The sequence below is a fragment of the Microcoleus sp. w1-18aA5 genome (genome assembly GCF_036701705.1).
Taxonomy (GTDB): Bacteria; Cyanobacteriota; Cyanobacteriia; order Cyanobacteriales; family Microcoleaceae; genus Microcoleus.
Window position 1 is genome coordinate 16,820 of sequence record NZ_JAUPTE010000068.1, and the last position, 17,747, is coordinate 34,566.

General features: G+C 44.3%; 15 protein-coding genes and 1 pseudogene. 7 read left to right on the top strand and 9 right to left on the bottom strand.

The features are described from left to right. Nucleotides 1–324: 324 nt before the first annotated feature. On the bottom strand, nt 325–1,221 hold the full coding sequence (locus Q5691_RS21120) for an AraC family transcriptional regulator (RefSeq protein WP_333311674.1): 897 nt from the start codon (nt 1,219–1,221) through the stop codon (nt 325–327). A 200-nt stretch (nt 1,222–1,421) separates the two neighbouring features. On the opposite strand from Q5691_RS21120, the gene ctpA reads away from it, so the two are divergent. After that, nucleotides 1,422–2,660 (top strand): carboxyl-terminal processing protease CtpA, encoded by a 1,239-nt coding sequence (gene ctpA, locus Q5691_RS21125; protein ID WP_333311675.1) that lies wholly within the window; start codon nt 1,422–1,424, stop codon nt 2,658–2,660. Between the two features lie 223 nt (nt 2,661–2,883). On the opposite strand, the gene Q5691_RS21130 is transcribed toward ctpA, so the two are convergent. After that, nucleotides 2,884–3,300 (bottom strand): slr1601 family putative cell division protein, encoded by a 417-nt coding sequence (locus Q5691_RS21130; protein WP_333311676.1) that lies wholly within the window; start codon nt 3,298–3,300, stop codon nt 2,884–2,886. Between the two features lie 285 nt (nt 3,301–3,585). Continuing rightward, a complete protein-coding gene (psaM, locus tag Q5691_RS21135; RefSeq protein WP_015174804.1) occupies nt 3,586–3,681 on the bottom strand; it encodes a photosystem I reaction center subunit XII in 96 nt (31 codons plus the stop codon). Between the two features lie 346 nt (nt 3,682–4,027). Between psaM and Q5691_RS21140 the strand changes: the two genes are divergently transcribed. Together Q5691_RS21140 and Q5691_RS21145 are read left to right on the top strand one after the other, a co-directional pair. Continuing rightward, on the top strand, nt 4,028–4,798 hold the full coding sequence (locus Q5691_RS21140) for a TerC family protein (RefSeq protein ID WP_333311677.1): 771 nt from the start codon (nt 4,028–4,030) through the stop codon (nt 4,796–4,798). A gap of 145 nt (nt 4,799–4,943) precedes the next feature. Continuing rightward, a pseudogene (locus Q5691_RS21145) lies at nt 4,944–5,054 on the top strand (Uma2 family endonuclease); the annotation flags it as partial. A 277-nt stretch (nt 5,055–5,331) separates the two neighbouring features. Here Q5691_RS21145 and Q5691_RS21150 read toward each other — a convergent pair. Further along, complete coding sequence (locus tag Q5691_RS21150) at nt 5,332–6,252, bottom strand: PIN domain-containing protein (protein ID WP_333311678.1); 921 nt, start codon at nt 6,250–6,252, stop codon at nt 5,332–5,334. 51 nt (nt 6,253–6,303) lie between these two features. Here Q5691_RS21150 and Q5691_RS21155 point away from each other — a divergent pair, with 51 nt between their 5' ends. Further along, a complete protein-coding gene (locus Q5691_RS21155; RefSeq protein WP_333311679.1) occupies nt 6,304–6,639 on the top strand; it encodes an element excision factor XisI family protein in 336 nt (111 codons plus the stop codon). 58 nt (nt 6,640–6,697) lie between these two features. Here Q5691_RS21155 and Q5691_RS21160 read toward each other — a convergent pair whose 3' ends face one another. Beyond that, entirely contained in the window at nt 6,698–7,786 is a 1,089-nt protein-coding gene (locus tag Q5691_RS21160) for an ABC transporter ATP-binding protein (RefSeq protein WP_333311680.1), read from the bottom strand. 126 nt (nt 7,787–7,912) lie between these two features. Between Q5691_RS21160 and Q5691_RS21165 the strand changes: the two genes are divergently transcribed. Together Q5691_RS21165 and Q5691_RS21170 are read left to right on the top strand one after the other, a co-directional pair. Continuing rightward, nucleotides 7,913–9,634, top strand: a complete 1,722-nt coding sequence (locus Q5691_RS21165) for an iron ABC transporter permease (RefSeq protein WP_333311681.1) — start codon at nt 7,913–7,915, stop codon at nt 9,632–9,634. A 29-nt stretch (nt 9,635–9,663) separates the two neighbouring features. Then, nucleotides 9,664–10,185, top strand: a complete 522-nt coding sequence (locus tag Q5691_RS21170; RefSeq protein WP_333346803.1) for a pentapeptide repeat-containing protein — start codon at nt 9,664–9,666, stop codon at nt 10,183–10,185. A gap of 65 nt (nt 10,186–10,250) precedes the next feature. Here Q5691_RS21170 and Q5691_RS21175 read toward each other — a convergent pair whose 3' ends face one another. The 4 genes from Q5691_RS21175 to Q5691_RS21190 all read right to left on the bottom strand — a co-directional run bounded on the left by Q5691_RS21175 (nt 10,251) and on the right by Q5691_RS21190 (nt 15,886). After that, entirely contained in the window at nt 10,251–11,300 is a 1,050-nt protein-coding gene (locus tag Q5691_RS21175) for a Fe(3+) ABC transporter substrate-binding protein (protein WP_333215379.1), read from the bottom strand. A gap of 670 nt (nt 11,301–11,970) precedes the next feature. Continuing rightward, the gene (gene glgA / locus Q5691_RS21180; protein WP_333215377.1) at nt 11,971–13,446 is read right to left on the bottom strand and encodes a glycogen synthase GlgA; all 1,476 of its coding nucleotides are present in this window, start codon (nt 13,444–13,446) and stop codon (nt 11,971–11,973) included. Nucleotides 13,447–13,548: 102 nt separating this feature from the next. Further along, complete coding sequence (locus tag Q5691_RS21185; protein ID WP_333215375.1) at nt 13,549–14,793, bottom strand: transposase; 1,245 nt, start codon at nt 14,791–14,793, stop codon at nt 13,549–13,551. Nucleotides 14,794–15,157: 364 nt separating this feature from the next. Continuing rightward, entirely contained in the window at nt 15,158–15,886 is a 729-nt protein-coding gene (locus tag Q5691_RS21190) for an AIM24 family protein (RefSeq protein WP_333346805.1), read from the bottom strand. A 180-nt stretch (nt 15,887–16,066) separates the two neighbouring features. On the opposite strand from Q5691_RS21190, the gene Q5691_RS21195 reads away from it, so the two are divergent. Further along, nucleotides 16,067–17,563: a glycosyl hydrolase family 57 gene (locus tag Q5691_RS21195; protein ID WP_333346808.1), complete on the top strand. Its 1,497-nt coding sequence runs from the start codon at nt 16,067–16,069 to the stop codon at nt 17,561–17,563. Nucleotides 17,564–17,747 lie beyond the last annotated feature (184 nt).

Sequence of the window (17,747 nt, forward strand, 5' to 3'; positions counted from 1 at the left end):
CTGATACTTCTGGTTTATGAGATGCCAGCAAGTGTACAAAAGCACCAGCTCTGCTGTATTGTAAATTCTTGCGGAAAATTTGGGAAAAATATAATTTTCTTGCGGAATTTATCCCTATTTGATGAAGAATTGTAACAGCGCCGACGGGCTGGGGTTTTTATACGACAAAAGTTACGCCTAAATACCAAAAAAACCGGGTTTTGTACCAAAATATACAGGTTTCCCGAACGGGTAAAAAACCCGGTTTCTGAATCCCCGCAAGCCCTAGGCAAAAATACTTGGCAACTACAAACTGCTTTTAATGTGACAGGGGCTTGAGTTTTGTTAAAGCCGATCGCGATATTGCTTAGGAGTCAAACCGACAATTTTGCAGAATGTCTTACTAAAGTGACTTTGGTCGTAAAATCCCACTTGCTGGGATATATATTTTATTGATAACTTCGGTTTTTTCAACAACTGTTTTGCTTTTTCAATTCGGCACTGGGTCACGTAATGATGGGGCGTAACTCCAGTCGATTGTTTAAACATACGGCTGAAATGATAAGAACTAATGTTCACTAAATTAGCAAGTTCACTTAAGTGCAAATCTCGGTTTATGAATTCATTAATGTAATGAATAACTAATTGCAATTGACCGGGGTCAAGACCGCCTCCCACATCTCGCCGGTTAGGTTTTTTCGCGCCATAGCGGTGCAGTATGTGCAGTGAAAGCGCGTTTTTCAGTGCATCGACATAAAGAGTACCGTTTAATCCGCCTGATTCCAGTTCGGTTTTGAGAGCCCAAGCAATTCCGTGAACCAACGGATCGCGGGTTTGCCATTGCGGTATAATTTCAATGGAATTTGAATTGATCGATTCGCCAACTGTATTGTCGAAGTCGGTAGGTTCAAGAGCGATCGCCATAAATTCATAGTTTCCGGCTGCAACTGTTTGGAAATAAGTACCAGCAGCAGCGATGAAAATCTGCCCACTTTGCCACGATTCGCTACCGCAGTTTTTCCCGTTCACTGTTCCTTTGAGTGTTGCTGGATTGAGCATCAAGCCAACCGTGTGCTGTTCGAGACAGTGTTCGGGACATTCGTTTGGTGGCTGACAGTGATATTCGACATGAATTCCTTGCCACTTTGCGCCGTGACTCGACAGGATTGCAGGGCGCGGGAGAATCACTTTCATCGCGTCTGTCTTGGCAAAATCAAGAATTAATGGTTCCTGTGAGGACATAGCTGGCACCGACTGGACGAGTTGCTATTTTGTAGTTGACAAATCCTCGCCGTTCTACGGCGAGGATTTTTCTAAGCATCCGAGTGCCTTCGGGACTGACCGTCGGGAAACAAATCTGAGTTAAATCTGCAACAGCGTTCCCAGCGTACAAACCTAAAATACATAAAATGTAATACTTACTGGTATTTTACAGAAAAATCATGCACAGACGAGTTTTCCAGATTGCTATTGTACTTTGCCTCCAAGTCGTCCTGGTTCTGGGCGCGTGGGCGCAGCCCGCGGCGGCGCTGACTCCTGAACAGCAGCTTTTGAGCGAAGCTTGGCGAATTGTCAATCGCTCTTATGTGGACGACAGCTTCAACTCTCAAAACTGGTGGTCGATTCGCCAAAAAGCTGTCAAGGAACCGCTTAACGACAGACAGCAGACTTACACGGCGATTCAGGGGATGCTGGCGAAACTCGACGACCCGTTCACTCGACTGCTGAAACCCGAACAGTACCGCAGTTTGCAGGTCAACACTTCGGGAGAATTGACGGGTGTGGGGCTGCAAATTGCGATCGACCCCCAGACAAATACTCTGACAGTGGTGGCTCCTTTGGCCGGCTCACCGGCAGATAAAGCTGGTATCGAACCCCTCGATCGCATTCTAAAAATTGATGGCACTCCTACCTCTGAATTGAGCCTAGACGAAGCAGCAACTCGAATGCGCGGCCGCATCGGCACTCCCGTTACCTTGACCTTGGGGCGCGAGGGAAGGGACGTTGCTGAGGACATTGAGCTAGTGCGCGATCGCATTGCTCTGAATCCGGTTTACGCCGAATTGCAGTCGGCCTCGGAGAATTTGCCGCTGGGCTACATTCGCTTGAGTCAATTCAGCGCTAACGCCACTGAGGAAGTCGCTCACGCGATCGACCGCTTGGAAAAACAAGGAGCCGCCGCCTACATTCTCGACCTGCGGAACAACCCGGGCGGACTGTTGCAAGCAGGGATTGAAATTGCCCGCCTGTGGCTCGATTCCGGGACGATCGTCTACACGGTGAACCGACAGGGCATTCTCGGCAGTTTTGAAGCCTCTGGACAAGCCCTAACTAACGATCCGCTGATTGTTTTGGTGAACAAGGGAACTGCCAGTGCTAGCGAAATTTTGGCGGGTGCGCTGCAAGATAACGGCAGAGCTCAACTGGTAGGAGAAAAGACTTTTGGCAAAGGACTGATTCAGTCGCTGTTTGATTTGTCTGACGGTTCCGGGTTGGCCGTGACTGTTGCTAAGTACGAGACACCGAACCATAAAGATATTAACAAGCTGGGGATTTCGCCCGATCGCGTAGTACCTTTGGAACCCATCGCGCGCGATCAAATCGGCACCGCAGCAGACTTGCAATATCAAGCTGCACTGCAACTACTGAAAGAAAAAACCGTGCTGGCAAAGTCAGTATAAGCCTGAGTTTGAAGTTTTGAGATTGCAATAGGTGACAATACGCAGGTCTGTCTGTCTCTGCGTTTGCTTCGCCACGAGAGACAAGAATAATCCTAAAAACTCTTTTATTCAAAAGTGATATCACGTCCGACAGATTCATCTGTCATTCTTCGCTGTGCGAACCAATGACATACAAGAATGATGCACATCGGACGTGATATCAAAACCCAAAACAGCCATTCCCTTAAGGTTGGGGGGTTGATTCCTCGGCGTCGGGAACCTCGACTTCTTGCAAAATCACCGGACGCTGCTGCGGGTCAGCTTGGTTGCTTTGCTCTTGCATCACAGTTTTAGCAAGACTAGGGTCAAAGTAGCGGTTAAAGTCCGATCGCGACTGATTTACTCGCCCTTGGGTAAGATTGACTTCAGCTTGGATTTCGTGCAATTTTTCTTGCACCGCCCGGTAGTGAGGCCAAAGCTGAAGCAAAGCAGAAGTCGCACAGACTGAAAGTACCATGTTGACTGCCAACTTGACGCCTGTTTCGGCCGCGAGGGTTTGGTGAGGGTAGGAACGCTGGCGGCTGCTGCTGCGACGAGGAGTAACCCGAGGGGAGTTTTTTACAGGACGCAGTGGGGTAACGGTGGGTTGAATCGCTTGCATAATTTTTTTTCAAATACCTGAGACTGACGTTTTAGAGTTCACAAGAGCAAATTCTGAGCTTAACGCACACTCGCCGCTGTTTGTCAGGGTGCTGACAGCCAAAATTGTTGAGACAAAGGTGACGCCTGAAGACGGAATTTTCCCATAAAAATGCCTGCCCTTGCAGTCTCGTCTTGCGGAACACAAACAATCTACTGCACTGGGGCAGCAATTGTCTGTATCTGTAATGCGAGAGATTTAACTGCTCAGGCAGGCGTTTTGCGGTTCGCAACTGGTGTCTGGAAACTATTTGTACAGTTCAGTTGACAGCCGGAAAGCCAAGATTCCGGGAATCAAAGCAATTACGAGCGCTACGTAGACTTGGGTATCTGTTAAAGACATATTCGCAAAACTCCTTTTCGCGGGCACGAGCTTTCACCAATTTGAGACAAATTGGCACTTTTGGGAATCATTTGTTACAACTTGCAACACAAATGGTGCCTCCGGGGAGGAGTGGCGCAGTGGCGCAGTGGTGCAGTGGCGCAGTGGCGCAGTTTTTGAGTGTCGGAGGGGGAGAATTTTTCCTGGTTTCCTGGGACTGCTTCCTTCGGACGTTGTTCGGACGATCGCCTCCCACAGAATTACCGCGTTAGGTTAAGATTTAAAGGAAGGTGACACTAACGTTAGACAGAGCGGGTAATTTGCGCTGCGCTCGACCCTTGCCAATCTTAGGTGCACAAAATAGTTAATGCTAGATCAATTTCTCGACGCTTCACCCAATTTTGGAGTTGACGGCTTTTTATTATTGTTGGTTTTGGTGGCTTTGGAGGCTGTACTTTCGGCTGACAACGCGATCGCCCTGGCGTCTATTTCTAAAGGTTTGGAAGATGCCAAGGATCAGCAAAAAGCTCTCAACTTGGGTTTGATAATTGCTTTTGTTCTGCGGATCGCCCTAATTTTAACGGCTACTTGGGTGATCCAATACTGGCAGTTTGAGCTGCTGGGTGCTCTTTACTTGCTGTGGCTTGTTTTCCAACATTTTACTTCAGAGACAGACTCTGAAGGAGAACATCACGGGCCCAGATTTGCGACTGTGTGGCAAGCAATTCCCATGATTGCTTTTACGGATTTAGCGTTTTCATTGGATAGCGTTACTACTGCGATCGCTGTTTCTGACGACACTTTTATCGTCGTAACAGGCGCTACTATTGGAATTATTGCCCTGCGATTCATGGCCGGGTTGTTCATCCGCTGGCTGGATGAATTCGTTCACCTAGAAAGTGCTGGTTACATCACAGTTGGGTTCGTGGGAATGCGGTTGTTAGTGAAAGTAATTAATCCAGATTTAGTTCCTCCGCAATGGCTGCTGATTTCCAGTATCGTCTTGATGTTTGTGTGGGGATTTTCTAAGCGTACTCCCGAACCAGTCGAGATGACAAAATCTCTAGAAATGGCTCTGAATCAGCCGGATTCAGAAGTTTCTGTGCCAGAAGCTCAAGGACAGAAGTCCGAAAATTAACATACTTTCCTTTGAATAAAATTAGCTTAAATCTGTCAAAACAACAAGATTGAAGGCTGGTCAAAACGTGCAAAAGCCTTTCATCCCGGTGACTTTAGTCGGGGGATGAAAGGCTTTTATTTTGTAATATTGTTTCCTTCACTAGCCGATCGAACTTATGGGAGTACAATTAAGCCTATGGTTCGGCAGTTATCAAAATCAGACTCAGCAATGGTTAGACTGGTGGGATAGCGAGGGGAATTTGTTGCTGACGGGGTTGGTGGCATATTGGCGATCGATCCAGATCTGATTTTAGCCTTGGTGGTTGCTGTATTTTTTGAGGCTTTAGGGAAATAAGGCGGGCGAGGGGAAGAGGTTGTAGGCGATCGGGTTTCACCTGTCGGTAAAAATGTAACGTTCCTGTTGAGTGGCTGCAAATAACCTTTTCAATACCATCGAGCCCTTGATAGTCCGCTCCAACAGGATTGTTATACTGTATGGTCATTTCTACTCAACAAAATCCTAATCAGGTTGGGAACAAAGAGTTGTCATTGTTATAATTCTTCTGAATCATATGTTCTAAGGTACTGAATATAATGACCAGGTGAGTGGAATCCCGATGGCAAATACATAGATGTAAGCTTCCCTTGTTCAACAATAGAGAAAAGATTTGGGGCTTCTGTTTGAGCTGCCGAATCAGAAAGTTCCTCTTCAGTAATGATTTTAAGCTCCTCTTCTGTAGGCAGTTTATCAATCTTTTCTAAACTATTTTCATTGAAATGTTTCAACCCTTCTGCCAAGGTTTCAAAACAAAAAATTGAAGGAGTAGCAATGTTAGTGTTAGCTTTAACTAATTCATTATATAAAAATGAATTTAGATAGCTTTTTTTCTTAAAGGCTGTATAGTAGTCTGTATCCTTGGTGATAATCCAGATATTTTCTGAATCACTTGAGCAATTTTTGAATTGCTCCCAAGATACTTGATCGCCTAAAGGATCATTTGGTTTACCTGGTGGATTACCTACCTCTCTTCTATACCTTCCTGCTTGAATTTCATGTTCAGATGCTTCGAGAACACCTTCAAAAAGAAGGCGAAAAGTTTGTGAAACCTTATCACTGGAACACATTATTTCTTCAAGCGTTTTGTGTATGATATCTTCAAGCTCTTTGTAGAGCTTTTGGTTTTTTTGGTATATCTCCTTGCTCTGACTGTTCCATTTTTGTAGGTTTGTGCTTTCCACTTCTAGATGTTCGGGTAAATTGATTGGTTTAATATTTGAAAGGTTATTAAAATGATTGATCAAGCTTCTCTGAGCTACATCAAGTTTATTTCTGTTAACTTCATTGACAATTTGTGAACCTATAAATAAGCTATCTTTAATCTCCAAAAGGGAATCCAGTAATTTTTTTAACTCCGGCTTGTTGCTATCAAAAAAATTCAAGTATATGTTTGCATCAATAAATATTTTTTTCATAAAGCTGGCTACCAACTAAACATAATGAATAACTAAGTATTATAACATATAATGGATAACTCACTAAGCTATGCAGACATCCTCAAAAAAACCCTGCAAGAAGCAACTCTCGCCCAACCCAGTTTACAGGCGATCGAGCTTTACCCCGTCTGTGATGTCGATTCGGGTCACTTTCTGATTCTCGCTACAGGCTGGGATAAACAGCGCTGGATTGACACGATTCTGTTTCATGCTCGTTTAGTCGATAATCAAGTTGTAATTGAAGAGGATAACTTCGAGGAAGGTCTAAGCCAAGCGCTGATTGCAGCGGGTATAAAAGCAGAGGATATCGTGACTAGCCCCTTCCCTGACAACAGCGATAGACAGAAAACCTATCAGACAGTATAAGGAAGAAGGAAGAGAGAAGAAGGGGAGGATTTTTCGCCAATTAGCAATTAGCCATTAGCTAGGACTGAGGCTTACCGACAAAGAAAGCTAAGGGAGAATTTTCACCACAAGATAACCGAACTTTAGAACCAATGGGAAAAACATTTCCTGTGGTTGTAAGTGCATATAACTTTTCGCCAGACGGAGTTTTTAAACAATAACGATTTTCTCTACCTAAAAATTGGCGATCGCAAACCACAACAGCCGAATCTTCATCTAAGTATAAACTCAAGTCTTCCTGCCGAATCATCAATTCTCCTTCAGTAGAAACATCACAAGGAACTTTTACAAATGAATCTCCTTTAACAGCAAAACAACCTACTTCTGTTTCCCAAAAATCCTGCTTCAACGATGCCGACACAAAATTAGCTTGCGTCACAAACTCAGCCACAAATCTAGATGCTGGTTCTTGATAAACTTCCTCTGGAGTGCCAAACTGTTCTAATTTGCCTTGACGCATCACCGCTACCCAATCTGAAATCGAAAGTGCTTCTTCGCGATCGTGCGTGACAAATACACCAGAGGTTCCCGTTGCTTTCAGAATCTCGCGGACTTCCTGACGCAATCTTAACCGTACTTGTACATCTAAATTACTCAACGGTTCATCTAGTAAAATAATCGCAGGTCTAGGGGCTAAAGCACGGGCCAGGGCCACTCGCTGTTGCTGACCCCCGGATAATTCATGGGGATAACGGTTTTCCAATCCTTCTAATCCCACCAACGTTAATGCTTCGGTGACACCTTTCTGAATATGATGCTTTGACTCTTTTCCTTGATGCGTCAAGCCAAAAGCTACATTTTTCGCGACAGTCAAATGGGGGAAGAGTGCATAGTCTTGAAACACCATACCAATGTCTCGCTGTTCCGGCGCGACTGACATATTAACACTGGCTACAGTTTTCCCTGCTAGGGCGATCGTCCCTGCTTGTAGCTGTTCAAAACCAGCAATTAACCGCAGCAACGTTGTTTTCCCACAACCCGATGGCCCCAACAACCCCAGTATATCTCCCTGATGTAAGGTCAGGGTGACAGATGCCACCGCAGGTGATGCAGCTTGGGAATACTGTTTTGTTACACCATCCAAATGCAGAATTATCGGTCGAGCCATTATTGCTATAAATAATCAACAACTTACTATTCTACAATATACCAGTTTAGTGAGATTAATTATCAAAAAGACTTGACAAATGTTTACACCTACTGATAAAATAGCAAGCTAAACTTTTTACTAGCGATGAAAAATTCCCAAAAATCACTACAGCAAACAGGAATCAGGACAATCCAATGGCTATCGACGTTACGCGGTTTATCCGCTAGTGGGTGGACACTTGCGGTCATCACTTTAGCATTGCCGATCGCCATACCAGTCATCAGTGTCTTATCCAGTATCTTTTTTGAAGCTAAAGATACATGGCAACATTTAACCGATACAGTTTTAACCCGTTATATCGTCAACTCTTTATTGTTAATGATCGGTGTAGGCTTTGGTGTTGTCGTGATTGGCGTAGGATGTGCATGGCTAGTAACAATGTGTCGCTTTCGGGCCAGTCCCATATTTGAATGGGCATTACTGTTACCCTTAGCGGCCCCAGCTTATGTCCTAGCTTATACTTATACAGACTTTTTAGAATTTTCCGGTCCAGTTCAAACTGCTTTGCGTTATATTTTTGGCTGGAGTTATGGAGACTATTGGTTTCCTAACGTGCGATCGCTCCCTGGAGCCATCTTAATGCTAATCTTAGTTTTATATCCATACGTCTACCTATTAACACGAGTTGCATTTTTGGAGCAATCCACTTGTACCCTAGAAGCTAGTAGAATACTTGGCTGTAGCCCTTGGCGGAGTTTTATGACAGTTGCCTTACCAATGGCAAGACCTGCAATTGTTGCAGGTTTAGCACTGGCTTTGATGGAAACTCTCAACGATTATGGAACTGTTCAGTATTTTGGAGTTGATACTTTTACCACAGGTATTTATCGGACTTGGTTTGGCATGGGAGAACGAATTGCAGCCAATCAATTAGCTGCCCTGCTATTATTATTTGTTCTGGGTTTAATTTTACTAGAACGCTGGTCTCGCAGTCGGACTAAATATTATCAAGCTAGCAGTCGATATCGCCAATTACAGACTTATCAGCTTAAAGGAATTAGGGAAATTTTAGCGGTAATTGCTTGTTTAATGCCGCTGTTTTTGGGTTTTTTATTGCCAGCCAGTCTTTTAGTAAAGTTGACCTTAGCTAATTGGCAACTCACTTTAGATGAACGTTTTTGGATCTTTGCCCGTCATAGTTTAATTTTGGCAACATTGACAGCAATTTTAGCCGTAGTTATTGCCTTGATTATGGCTTATGGGTTACGGTTATATCCTAATTTAGGAGTGCAGTTAGGAACGAGAGTTGCGGCAATGGGCTATGCTGTACCTGGTTCTGTGATTGCAGTGGGGATTATGGTTCCCATTGGAAAATTTGACAATCTATTTGATAGTTGGATGCGTGAAAACTGGGGAATTTCTACAGGCTTGTTGTTAAGTGGTACGATCGCAGCTTTGGTATTTGCCTATATAGTTCGCTTCCTAGCTGTTTCTTTAAATGCGGTAGAGTCAAGTTTGAGCAAAATTAAGCCTAATTTAGATGATGCGGCGAGAAGTTTGGGTTATAGCCCGATGCAAACTTTAGTTACAGTTCATACACCAATGATGACCGGAGGTCTACTAACTGCCATGATGTTAGTATTCGTTGATGTAATGAAAGAGTTACCTGCTACTATAATTATTAGACCGTTTAACTTTGATACCTTGGCTGTGCGAACTTATCAACTTGCCTCAGATGAGCGATTGGCTGAAGCTTCTGGCCCAGCATTGGCAATTGTTTTAGTGGGGATGTTACCGGTTATTTTATTAAGTTGGAAAATTGCGCGATCGCGCAAGTCTTCAACAGATTTAACGGTTAACAGTTAAAGGTTAACATTATCCCTTTACAAATCCAGATGATTAATAAAAATTCACCAATGTTTACCCGCACTACTGGCACAATCTTCTTCTTACTACTTACTGTTTTTGTCACCTTTGGATGTCAAAAACAGGTCGCAGGTCCCCTCGAAACATTACAAAAAACTAAGCAATGTCCAGGATGTGACCTAACTGATACCAAGTTAAGTGACATCGATTTAACAAGCGCTAATCTCAATGGTGCTAAGTTAGAAGGGGCTGTGCTAGAAAAGGTCAAACTTAATGAAGCCTTACTCGATAGCGTCAATCTCAAAGGTGCAAATTTAAAAGGTGCTTCTCTGGAAAAAGCAGGTTTATTTTCTGCTGATCTCACAAATGCTGATTTGAGTAATGCAAATCTCAAGGGGGCTTTTTTGCGAGGGGCAAAACTGAATAATGCCAATCTTAGTAATGCCAATTTAAGTGAAACTGACTTAAATAGTGCTCATTTGACGGGGGCAAACCTGACAGGGGCAAACCTGAAAGGCGCTATAATGCCAGATGGTAAAATTAAAAATTAAAGTTGATTGGATTCGGCGGTTTCAACCGCCGAATCACAAAGAGTAGCTTCTTGTTCAAAAAGCCTCTATTTCCATCCTGCGCGATCGGAAATCTTTAAAGCTTCAGGGTTATTTTTCCCAAACACATCAGGGTTGAGAGGGTCAGATTTGAATGTACCAAAACTGGCAACGGCAGGATCGATCGCCACACCTGAAATCACAGGGTACTCGTAATTACCCCTAGCAAAAAGTTGTTGCGCTTCGCGACTGGCTAGGTGTTCCAAGAATTTGGTCGCGCCTGCTTTGTTACGGGAGGTTTTGACTACACCACCACCACAAATATTGACGTGGGTACCCCGATCGCGCTGGTTGGGGAAAAATACACCTACTTTCGCCGCGATCGCTTGTTCTGCTGGATCTTTGGATTTCATTAAGCGAGCTACATAATAGGTATTAACAATGGCAAGATCGCCTACCCCAGCAGCAACAGCCTTGATTTGTGCCGTATCATTTCCCTCTGGAGGACGCGCAAAATTAGCGACTAATCCTCGCGCCCAAGCTTCTGTTTTTTGAGCTCCATGAGCTGCTAACATAGCCCCAACCAGAGACTGATTATAGATATTAGTGGACGATCGCACTAAAATTTTGCCTTTCCACCGAGGTTCTGTCAGCGCCTCATAGGTTGACAATTGAGCAGGGTTCACCTTGCTTTTGTTATAAACAATCACCCTGGCCCGGCGCGATAGACCAAACCAGAAACCTTGAGGATCTCGCAAACTTGCTGGAATTGCCGATGTCAGGACTGTTGAAGAAACAGGTTGCAGAATACCTGCTTGTTTGGCCCGCCACAAACGTCCACCATCCACCGTGATGAAAACATCAGCAGGGCTATTTGCACCTTCACTTCTGATCCGTTCAATTAGTTGGTCAGCATCCGCCTCAACGAGGTTAACCTTGATCCCAGTTTTTTTGGTGAAGCTTTGGTACAACTCATTATCAGTATCGTAGTGACGTGCTGAATAAAGGTTGAGAGTGCCGGTTTGGGCTGCGACAGGGGCTTTTTTGCTTAGTTCCCCCACGGCCACGACAGCCATTGCTGTACCACTGGCAAGAAAAATACGCCGAGAAATGCTCATTGTTCTATAATGATAGATTTTTTCATCTGGTAATTGACACGATGGTCTCTCTACAGCCATCTATAGTCAGTGCTTTACTATATTAATGCAAATAATTCTTATTTGATGATCGAGATCGTAACTATTTTAGGGCTGACGCACTGCTGGTCAGAAATCCGGTCTCGACTTCGCTCAACCGGCAGTTTTTTTCCGAAAAGACTTTGTTATAGCCCAATACGGTTCAATTAGTGCTAAAAAAACCGATCGTGCGTAGGTTGGGCCCGTGGAACGAACCCTCCGTTTCACTCCGCCCAACATTTTCGCTACAATTTTCCTTAACCCAAGCGTATTGTGTTATGGCCCGCCGATTAGGTCAAAAATTTGGCGTTGCTAAATTTGAGCATGATTATTGTAGGGTGTCCCGCCTGCGATGAAAATACACGCCTTCGCGCGAACAGAGCCCATCCCACAAAAAAAATCCAAATCATGCCGCAATTATGCAACGCCAAATTTAAAAAGATTCTTTAAACAACCTCGCGCGCCCAAAAAAAAGCAACAGCCATCTCCCAAGCGATTCGCGTCACCGCCATGTATCAAATGCCCGACTTCGCAACCAGGCTCAACAGCCACTAAGACGCGGGCTACCAGTGCACACCTACAGTTAGTAAGTTGCACACTGGCCTCCTACGGATTATTTGTGTCTAATTAACTCGTAAATTTCCACATAGTCTTTAGCTGGATATTTCCACGAATTGTCACAATTCATGCCTTGAAGCATGAGTTTTTCAAATTCATCATGATAGTCATACCACAATCCGATCGCCCGATCGAGCGCCGACTCTAAAGCCGAGTAGTCGGTTTGATAAAATACGTAACCGTTGCGTTCTTCCGGGAGGTGGCGGGTGTCGTAATCTCGATCAAACACAGTATTCACCAAACCGCCAACTCCCCGCACCACAGGAACAGTGCCGTACCTCAACCCGATCATCTGAGTCAGCCCGCAGGGTTCGTAATTACTGGGAACCACAATCATATCCCCACCGGCATAAATTAAGTGCGACAGTTCTTCATTAAAACCTAGTTCTAAATGGCAGTCTGGATTGTCATTTAAAAAGTATTTTTCGTGCTGGAAATGCGTGTTAATTCCCGCTTCCGTCGCGGAACCCAAAAGCACGAATTGCGCTCCCTTACTCAGAGAGTAATAAATTGCATGGTGAACGAGATGAACGCCTTTTTGGTCGTCCAAACGACCGATAAAGGTAATAATAGGCTTATCAGCATCGCGCAGGAACAGCCGATCGCGCAAAGCTTTTTTAGTTTTCGCTTTTCCTGCCAAATCCTTCTGATTGTAGTGGTGAGGAATATAGCGATCGCTATCCGGATTCCACACATCGTAATCGATGCCGTTGAGCACCCCGCGAAACTTATCTTGATATAAATGCAATGTGTGGCCCAAACCGTAGCCACACTCGCCGAGGTGAGCTTCCCAAGCATGGTGTGGCGAAACTGTGGTGACAAAGTTCGAGTAAACAATACCACCTTTCATAAAGTTGATAGCAAAAGGGTTAAAGTTATCTCGGAGGCGATCGTAATCAAAATAATAATCCTCTCGATTCAAACCCGTTGCATTCAAAATATCGCTACCTCCCATGCCTTGATGTTTGAAATTGTGAATGGTATAGCAGACTCGCTGATTTTCCATCCAATTGTATTTGTAAATTTCAAACAGCATGACTGGAACCAAACCAGTTTGCCAATCATGACAGTGAATCACATCGGGACGCTTGTTGCTTCTGAGCAAAAATTCCAAAGCGGCTTTGCTGAAAAATGCAAACCGCATATTGTCGTCATTGCACCCGTAATAACAGCCACGATTAAAAAAGTTATCTTGAGAGCGAGGTTCGATGAAAAAACACAACTGCCCGTGCACCCAGCCACACAAGACATCACAAAGGATTTCGCCACCGTACCAGGGCACAGCCAAATCCCGGTAAGCCTCGTGAAGTCCCCAAATGTGGTCGTACCTCATGCAGTCGTACTTGGGTAGAATAATCTCGACGCAGTGACCGGAATTCTGCAACTCCCGACTCAAACCGTAAACTACGTCGCCCAAACCCCCTGCTTTGATGACGGGGGCGCACTCCGAGGCAATTTGTACAATGTACATTTTTTTTTCTCGCTCCTGGATGAATCAAAAAAATATTTTCTTAACTTGACAAAGTATTTGACACTCCCCTGCCTGAAGCGGAGGGATTCTTAAGAACCGCAATCAAGCGTGGATCTTGATTCGTAATGGCTGTGCCAAACAGCCTCTAGACAGTCCGGTAAAACCATTCTGCTTACTTTTTCTGCCAATATTTGCAGCACCATTACAATCAGCGTTAATCAAATGTCCTTCCCAAGTCCGATACAATCCGCGCTTAACACGCTTGCCAGAAAATTGGTAAGTTGGTGGTTTGTCGGCATTGTAGACGGGCAAATCGTCACCATCCAAAGCGCTAGCCTTGCTTGTATACGATTCTTCCTGTTCAAGGTAGAGCAAGCCGTAACGCTCACAAAGCGATTTCAGCTTACCTCTCAAAGTGTGAAAAGGAATTTGGACAAAGTTCTGATTGTTGCGACTGCCAATATTGATTTCCTGCTTCATGCCCAAATTGAACCCGACAATCACGCGCTCAATTTTATGGGCAATGCAATGGTCAATAATCAGCCTTGCCGTTTTGTTGAGATAGTCCCTAACTTGATTGTTTCGATTGACAAGCAATCTAGCTTGACGCTCAGTGAGACGCTCAATCTTTTGTCTATCTTTGATAGATTGCAATCTGGCATTTTCTTTGTTTAACCACTGGTTAATAGATTTAAGTTTACGACCATCCACAATAAAGGATGCCCCATTGGTGTCAACGCAAGTAGCCAAATTGTCCAATCCAAAATCAATCGAAAGAGCGCTATCAACGACTGTTTCAACAGGTTCTGGTTCAACCTGGGAAACAAACTCGACTTCAAAGAATCGAGCATTGTACTTAGAATGTATCCGAACTTCTTTGATAGCTTCAGGATTGAGTCTCTCCGGGAATGGAATAGATACCGCTCCAAACAGCTTCTTGAAAGCATTGGACATCGGTACATTAAACCGTCCATCCTTAACCACGATCCGAGGAATTATCAATACAAAGTAGCCATCTGTGGGTAAGTAGTGAGGCAATCTCACCTTCGGTTGATAGCTGCCAGATTTAACAGCGCTAATCAAGGCATAGAAACTGTGAAACGTTCTGTCTACTACTTTCAAAGTTTGTTGAGCAATATCCGTGTTTAGCAAACGATAGTTCTCGTTCTCTTTGCACAGATGGTAGGCAGATTCGTAACGCAAGTGTTTGCGCTCCTGAAAGTAGTATTGTCGAACAGTGTAAAGCCCTACATTGTAGAGATTTTTGCTAAGACGACACAACTCTCGCAGTGCCAAAAACTCAGACTTGTTTAGATTGCGGATTTGGTTCTTTTGAGTCAGGTACATTCTATTGGTCTCGCTGCATATTCTATTCTACAGCGAAACCTCTCAGCTTTCTGCTTAAATTGTGGCAAAAATGCAAAGCCGTCCTAGAAGGATGGGGTTTCCACCCATATTTTATGATGATTTCTACGCAGATAAGCAAGTCGGCCATTGGGAATACAGGGAAAATACGGGCTGATAGCGGATGTTGAGACGGATTTGGGCGATCGGACTGTTGCTTAAAATACAGTTACGGACACGGCAGTGCCGTGTCCCTGATGTGCCCAAGTGTAATCGATCGCCTGTGTTTCCAGATTTTGCAAAAATCAAACTAATTTGTCAAATCCATTCCTTTTGAGCGATCGTATCTCCTGTCGCTGTGAATAACTCAACCCAAACCCATAGCATCATTTTCACATACTAATAATTGACCTTTCCCCTGATAAAACCAAACATAACCCTCCCCGCCACCTTTGCCAAAATGACCTAATTTTCGATAATCTTCTTCAATCCCCTTGGTAAATCCTTTTACTAAATCGCAATCAGCTATCAAAGTTTCACCTTGTTTTAGTTCGACAATCTTAGCCGGTGAATTTGTAGCTGCTATAACAGTAGCTTTTTGCTCGCGCAAAGCTGTAACAGCAATTCTCCACCTACCGTCATTAGAAGCTGCCACTTGTCGGAATTTCAGTTTTTTAGCACCGATAACTACATTGTCCGAACAAAACTGAAATACACCATCATCAAATTCCCACTGCTCCCCATCCGACAGAGCGATCGGCCTATAATGCAGGAAATTGCCTTTTTGTCTCGGTTCCAGTTTCACCGTACCAGTTCCTTGATATACGGGAGCGTTGTAGTCCATTTCCGTTGTCAAAGATACCCACATATCTTTTAAACGGTTATCCGTTTTATAAACACCGGAAGTCAATTTCCCCATACACCAATGCAGCGCACCTTTTTGAATAATCACTCCGGAATTATTCAAGTTAATTTCCGCTTGCTGAACGAGGGGAATATTCTTAGTGGGATGATAAAACTTGTTCGTTTCTGGATTGATATTATTTTGGATGTACCACAAATCTGTTGGTTCCAAAACCTTGATTTCGTATTTCATAATTTACCTCGCCTATTTACGTGAAATGTGTTAAACATTTGACCCGTGATTTGGGGCTGTCGCAATCCCGGATTTATCCGGTGAAATTTATCTTTGGCAGACATCCTCTGCTACTGTTAAATTATCTAGCTATATTAGCAATAGCAGACAGCGCCCCTCCACAATTGTTGAGAAAAATTTATGCCTGCGATCGCACAATCTCCCAATTTACCGATTTTACAAGAAATCAACTCAGGATTGCCCAACATTTGCGGCTCCGAAGCAGAAATCAGTGCCGCAGCCAATAGCAACGAACCAATCTTTCTACCTACCACAAATCTGCGCCTCGAAAACATTCAAGCCGGATTCGCCTGCGCCCTCCATATGCACCAACCGACAATTCCTGCGGGTGCAAACGGCGAACTAATCTGCAATCTCCAGCATATGTTTGAACATCCCAACCAAGGAGACAATCACAACGCCGGAGTCTTTGCTTGGTGCTATTCCCGTATGGGAGAATTTATTCCCCAACTGATTGCCGAAGGCTGCAACCCGCGAATTATGCTCGACTATTCGGGCAACTTATTGTGGGGATTACGCCAAATGGGACGCGACGATATCTTTGATAATCTCAAGCGGATTACCTGCGATCCTCAATATCAACCTCATGTAGAATGGCTGGGGACAATGTGGAGTCACGCCGTCATTCCCTCAACTCCCATTCCCGACATCAAACTCCAAATTCAAGCATGGCAACATCATTTCGCAGCCATTTTTGGCATTGATGCCCTGAAGCGCGTTAAAGGTTTTTCGCCCCCAGAAATGCACTTTCCCAATCACCCAGATACACTTTACGAATACATCAAAGCTTTGAAAGAATGCGGCTATCGCTGGCTGATGGTGCAGGAACATTCTGTAGAAAATCCCGACGGATCGGGATTGTCGCAAGACCAAAAATATATTCCCAACCGTTTAGTTGCTCGCAATTCTCGCGGGGAAACAATCAGTATTACTGCTTTGATTAAAACCCAAGGTTCGGATACGAAGTTGGTCGGTCAAATGCAGCCGTATTACGAAGCAAAAGGACGCAATAAGCAGCAAATTGGCAATATCACAATTCCTTCTTTAGTTACTCAGATTGCCGACGGCGAAAATGGCGGCGTGATGATGAATGAATTTCCCAGCGCTTTTGTCAAAGCTTGGCACGAAAACCGCGAACAAGGCGGGGGAAAATCCGGTGTTGTTGGTTTAAACGGCACTGAATATTTGGAGATAATTGAAGCGGCGGGCGTTAATCCTGATGATTATCCTGTTTGTCAGGGGATTAACCAGCACAAAATCTGGCAGTTAGTCGATCGTGATAGTGCTACACCGGAAAAGGTGGAAAGAGCGATCGCCCAACTCAAGCAAACCGACCATAATTTTCACATGGATGGTGCTTCTTGGACTAACGATTTGAGTTGGGTGAAAGGCTACGAAAATGTCTTGGAACCGATGAATCTACTCAGCGCTGCATTTCACAAAAAATACGACCCGCTGGTGCAGCAAGATGCGGCAGTTACTAAGCAGTTTGAATACCAGCAAGCTTTGCTTTACAATTTGTTGGTGCAAACAAGCTGTTTCCGCTATTGGGGACAGGGAACTTGGACTGATTACGCGCGCGAACTTTACAACCGCGGCGCTGCTTTAATGAAGTAGCAGAATTTATTGTAGGGTGCCCCAAAAACCAACTGTTTGAGCTTCCTCAAATATCAGCGTTGACGCACCCTACATCTAGAAAACTTTATTGATAAAGAGAGGACTAGAGTCCAATGGCACTGAAAAAGTGAGCCAAAAAAAATCTGTAAGGCAAGATATACATAGATAATTGCCTTACAAACCA

Bases quoted from the DNA above. Each gene is read 5' to 3' on its own strand.
- Q5691_RS21120 (WP_333311674.1), bottom strand. From the start codon at position 1,221: ATGTCCTCACAGGAACCATTAATTCTTGATTTTGCCAAGACAGACGCG.
- ctpA (WP_333311675.1), top strand. From the start codon at position 1,422: ATGCACAGACGAGTTTTCCAGATTGCTATTGTACTTTGCCTCCAAGTC.
- Q5691_RS21130 (WP_333311676.1), bottom strand. From the start codon at position 3,300: ATGCAAGCGATTCAACCCACCGTTACCCCACTGCGTCCTGTAAAAAAC.
- psaM (WP_015174804.1), bottom strand. From the start codon at position 3,681: ATGTCTTTAACAGATACCCAAGTCTACGTAGCGCTCGTAATTGCTTTG.
- Q5691_RS21140 (WP_333311677.1), top strand. From the start codon at position 4,028: ATGCTAGATCAATTTCTCGACGCTTCACCCAATTTTGGAGTTGACGGC.
- Q5691_RS21150 (WP_333311678.1), bottom strand. From the start codon at position 6,252: ATGAAAAAAATATTTATTGATGCAAACATATACTTGAATTTTTTTGAT.
- Q5691_RS21155 (WP_333311679.1), top strand. From the start codon at position 6,304: ATGGATAACTCACTAAGCTATGCAGACATCCTCAAAAAAACCCTGCAA.
- Q5691_RS21160 (WP_333311680.1), bottom strand. From the start codon at position 7,786: ATGGCTCGACCGATAATTCTGCATTTGGATGGTGTAACAAAACAGTAT.
- Q5691_RS21165 (WP_333311681.1), top strand. From the start codon at position 7,913: ATGAAAAATTCCCAAAAATCACTACAGCAAACAGGAATCAGGACAATC.
- Q5691_RS21170 (WP_333346803.1), top strand. From the start codon at position 9,664: ATGATTAATAAAAATTCACCAATGTTTACCCGCACTACTGGCACAATC.
- Q5691_RS21175 (WP_333215379.1), bottom strand. From the start codon at position 11,300: ATGAGCATTTCTCGGCGTATTTTTCTTGCCAGTGGTACAGCAATGGCT.
- glgA (WP_333215377.1), bottom strand. From the start codon at position 13,446: ATGTACATTGTACAAATTGCCTCGGAGTGCGCCCCCGTCATCAAAGCA.
- Q5691_RS21185 (WP_333215375.1), bottom strand. From the start codon at position 14,793: ATGTACCTGACTCAAAAGAACCAAATCCGCAATCTAAACAAGTCTGAG.
- Q5691_RS21190 (WP_333346805.1), bottom strand. From the start codon at position 15,886: ATGAAATACGAAATCAAGGTTTTGGAACCAACAGATTTGTGGTACATC.
- Q5691_RS21195 (WP_333346808.1), top strand. From the start codon at position 16,067: ATGCCTGCGATCGCACAATCTCCCAATTTACCGATTTTACAAGAAATC.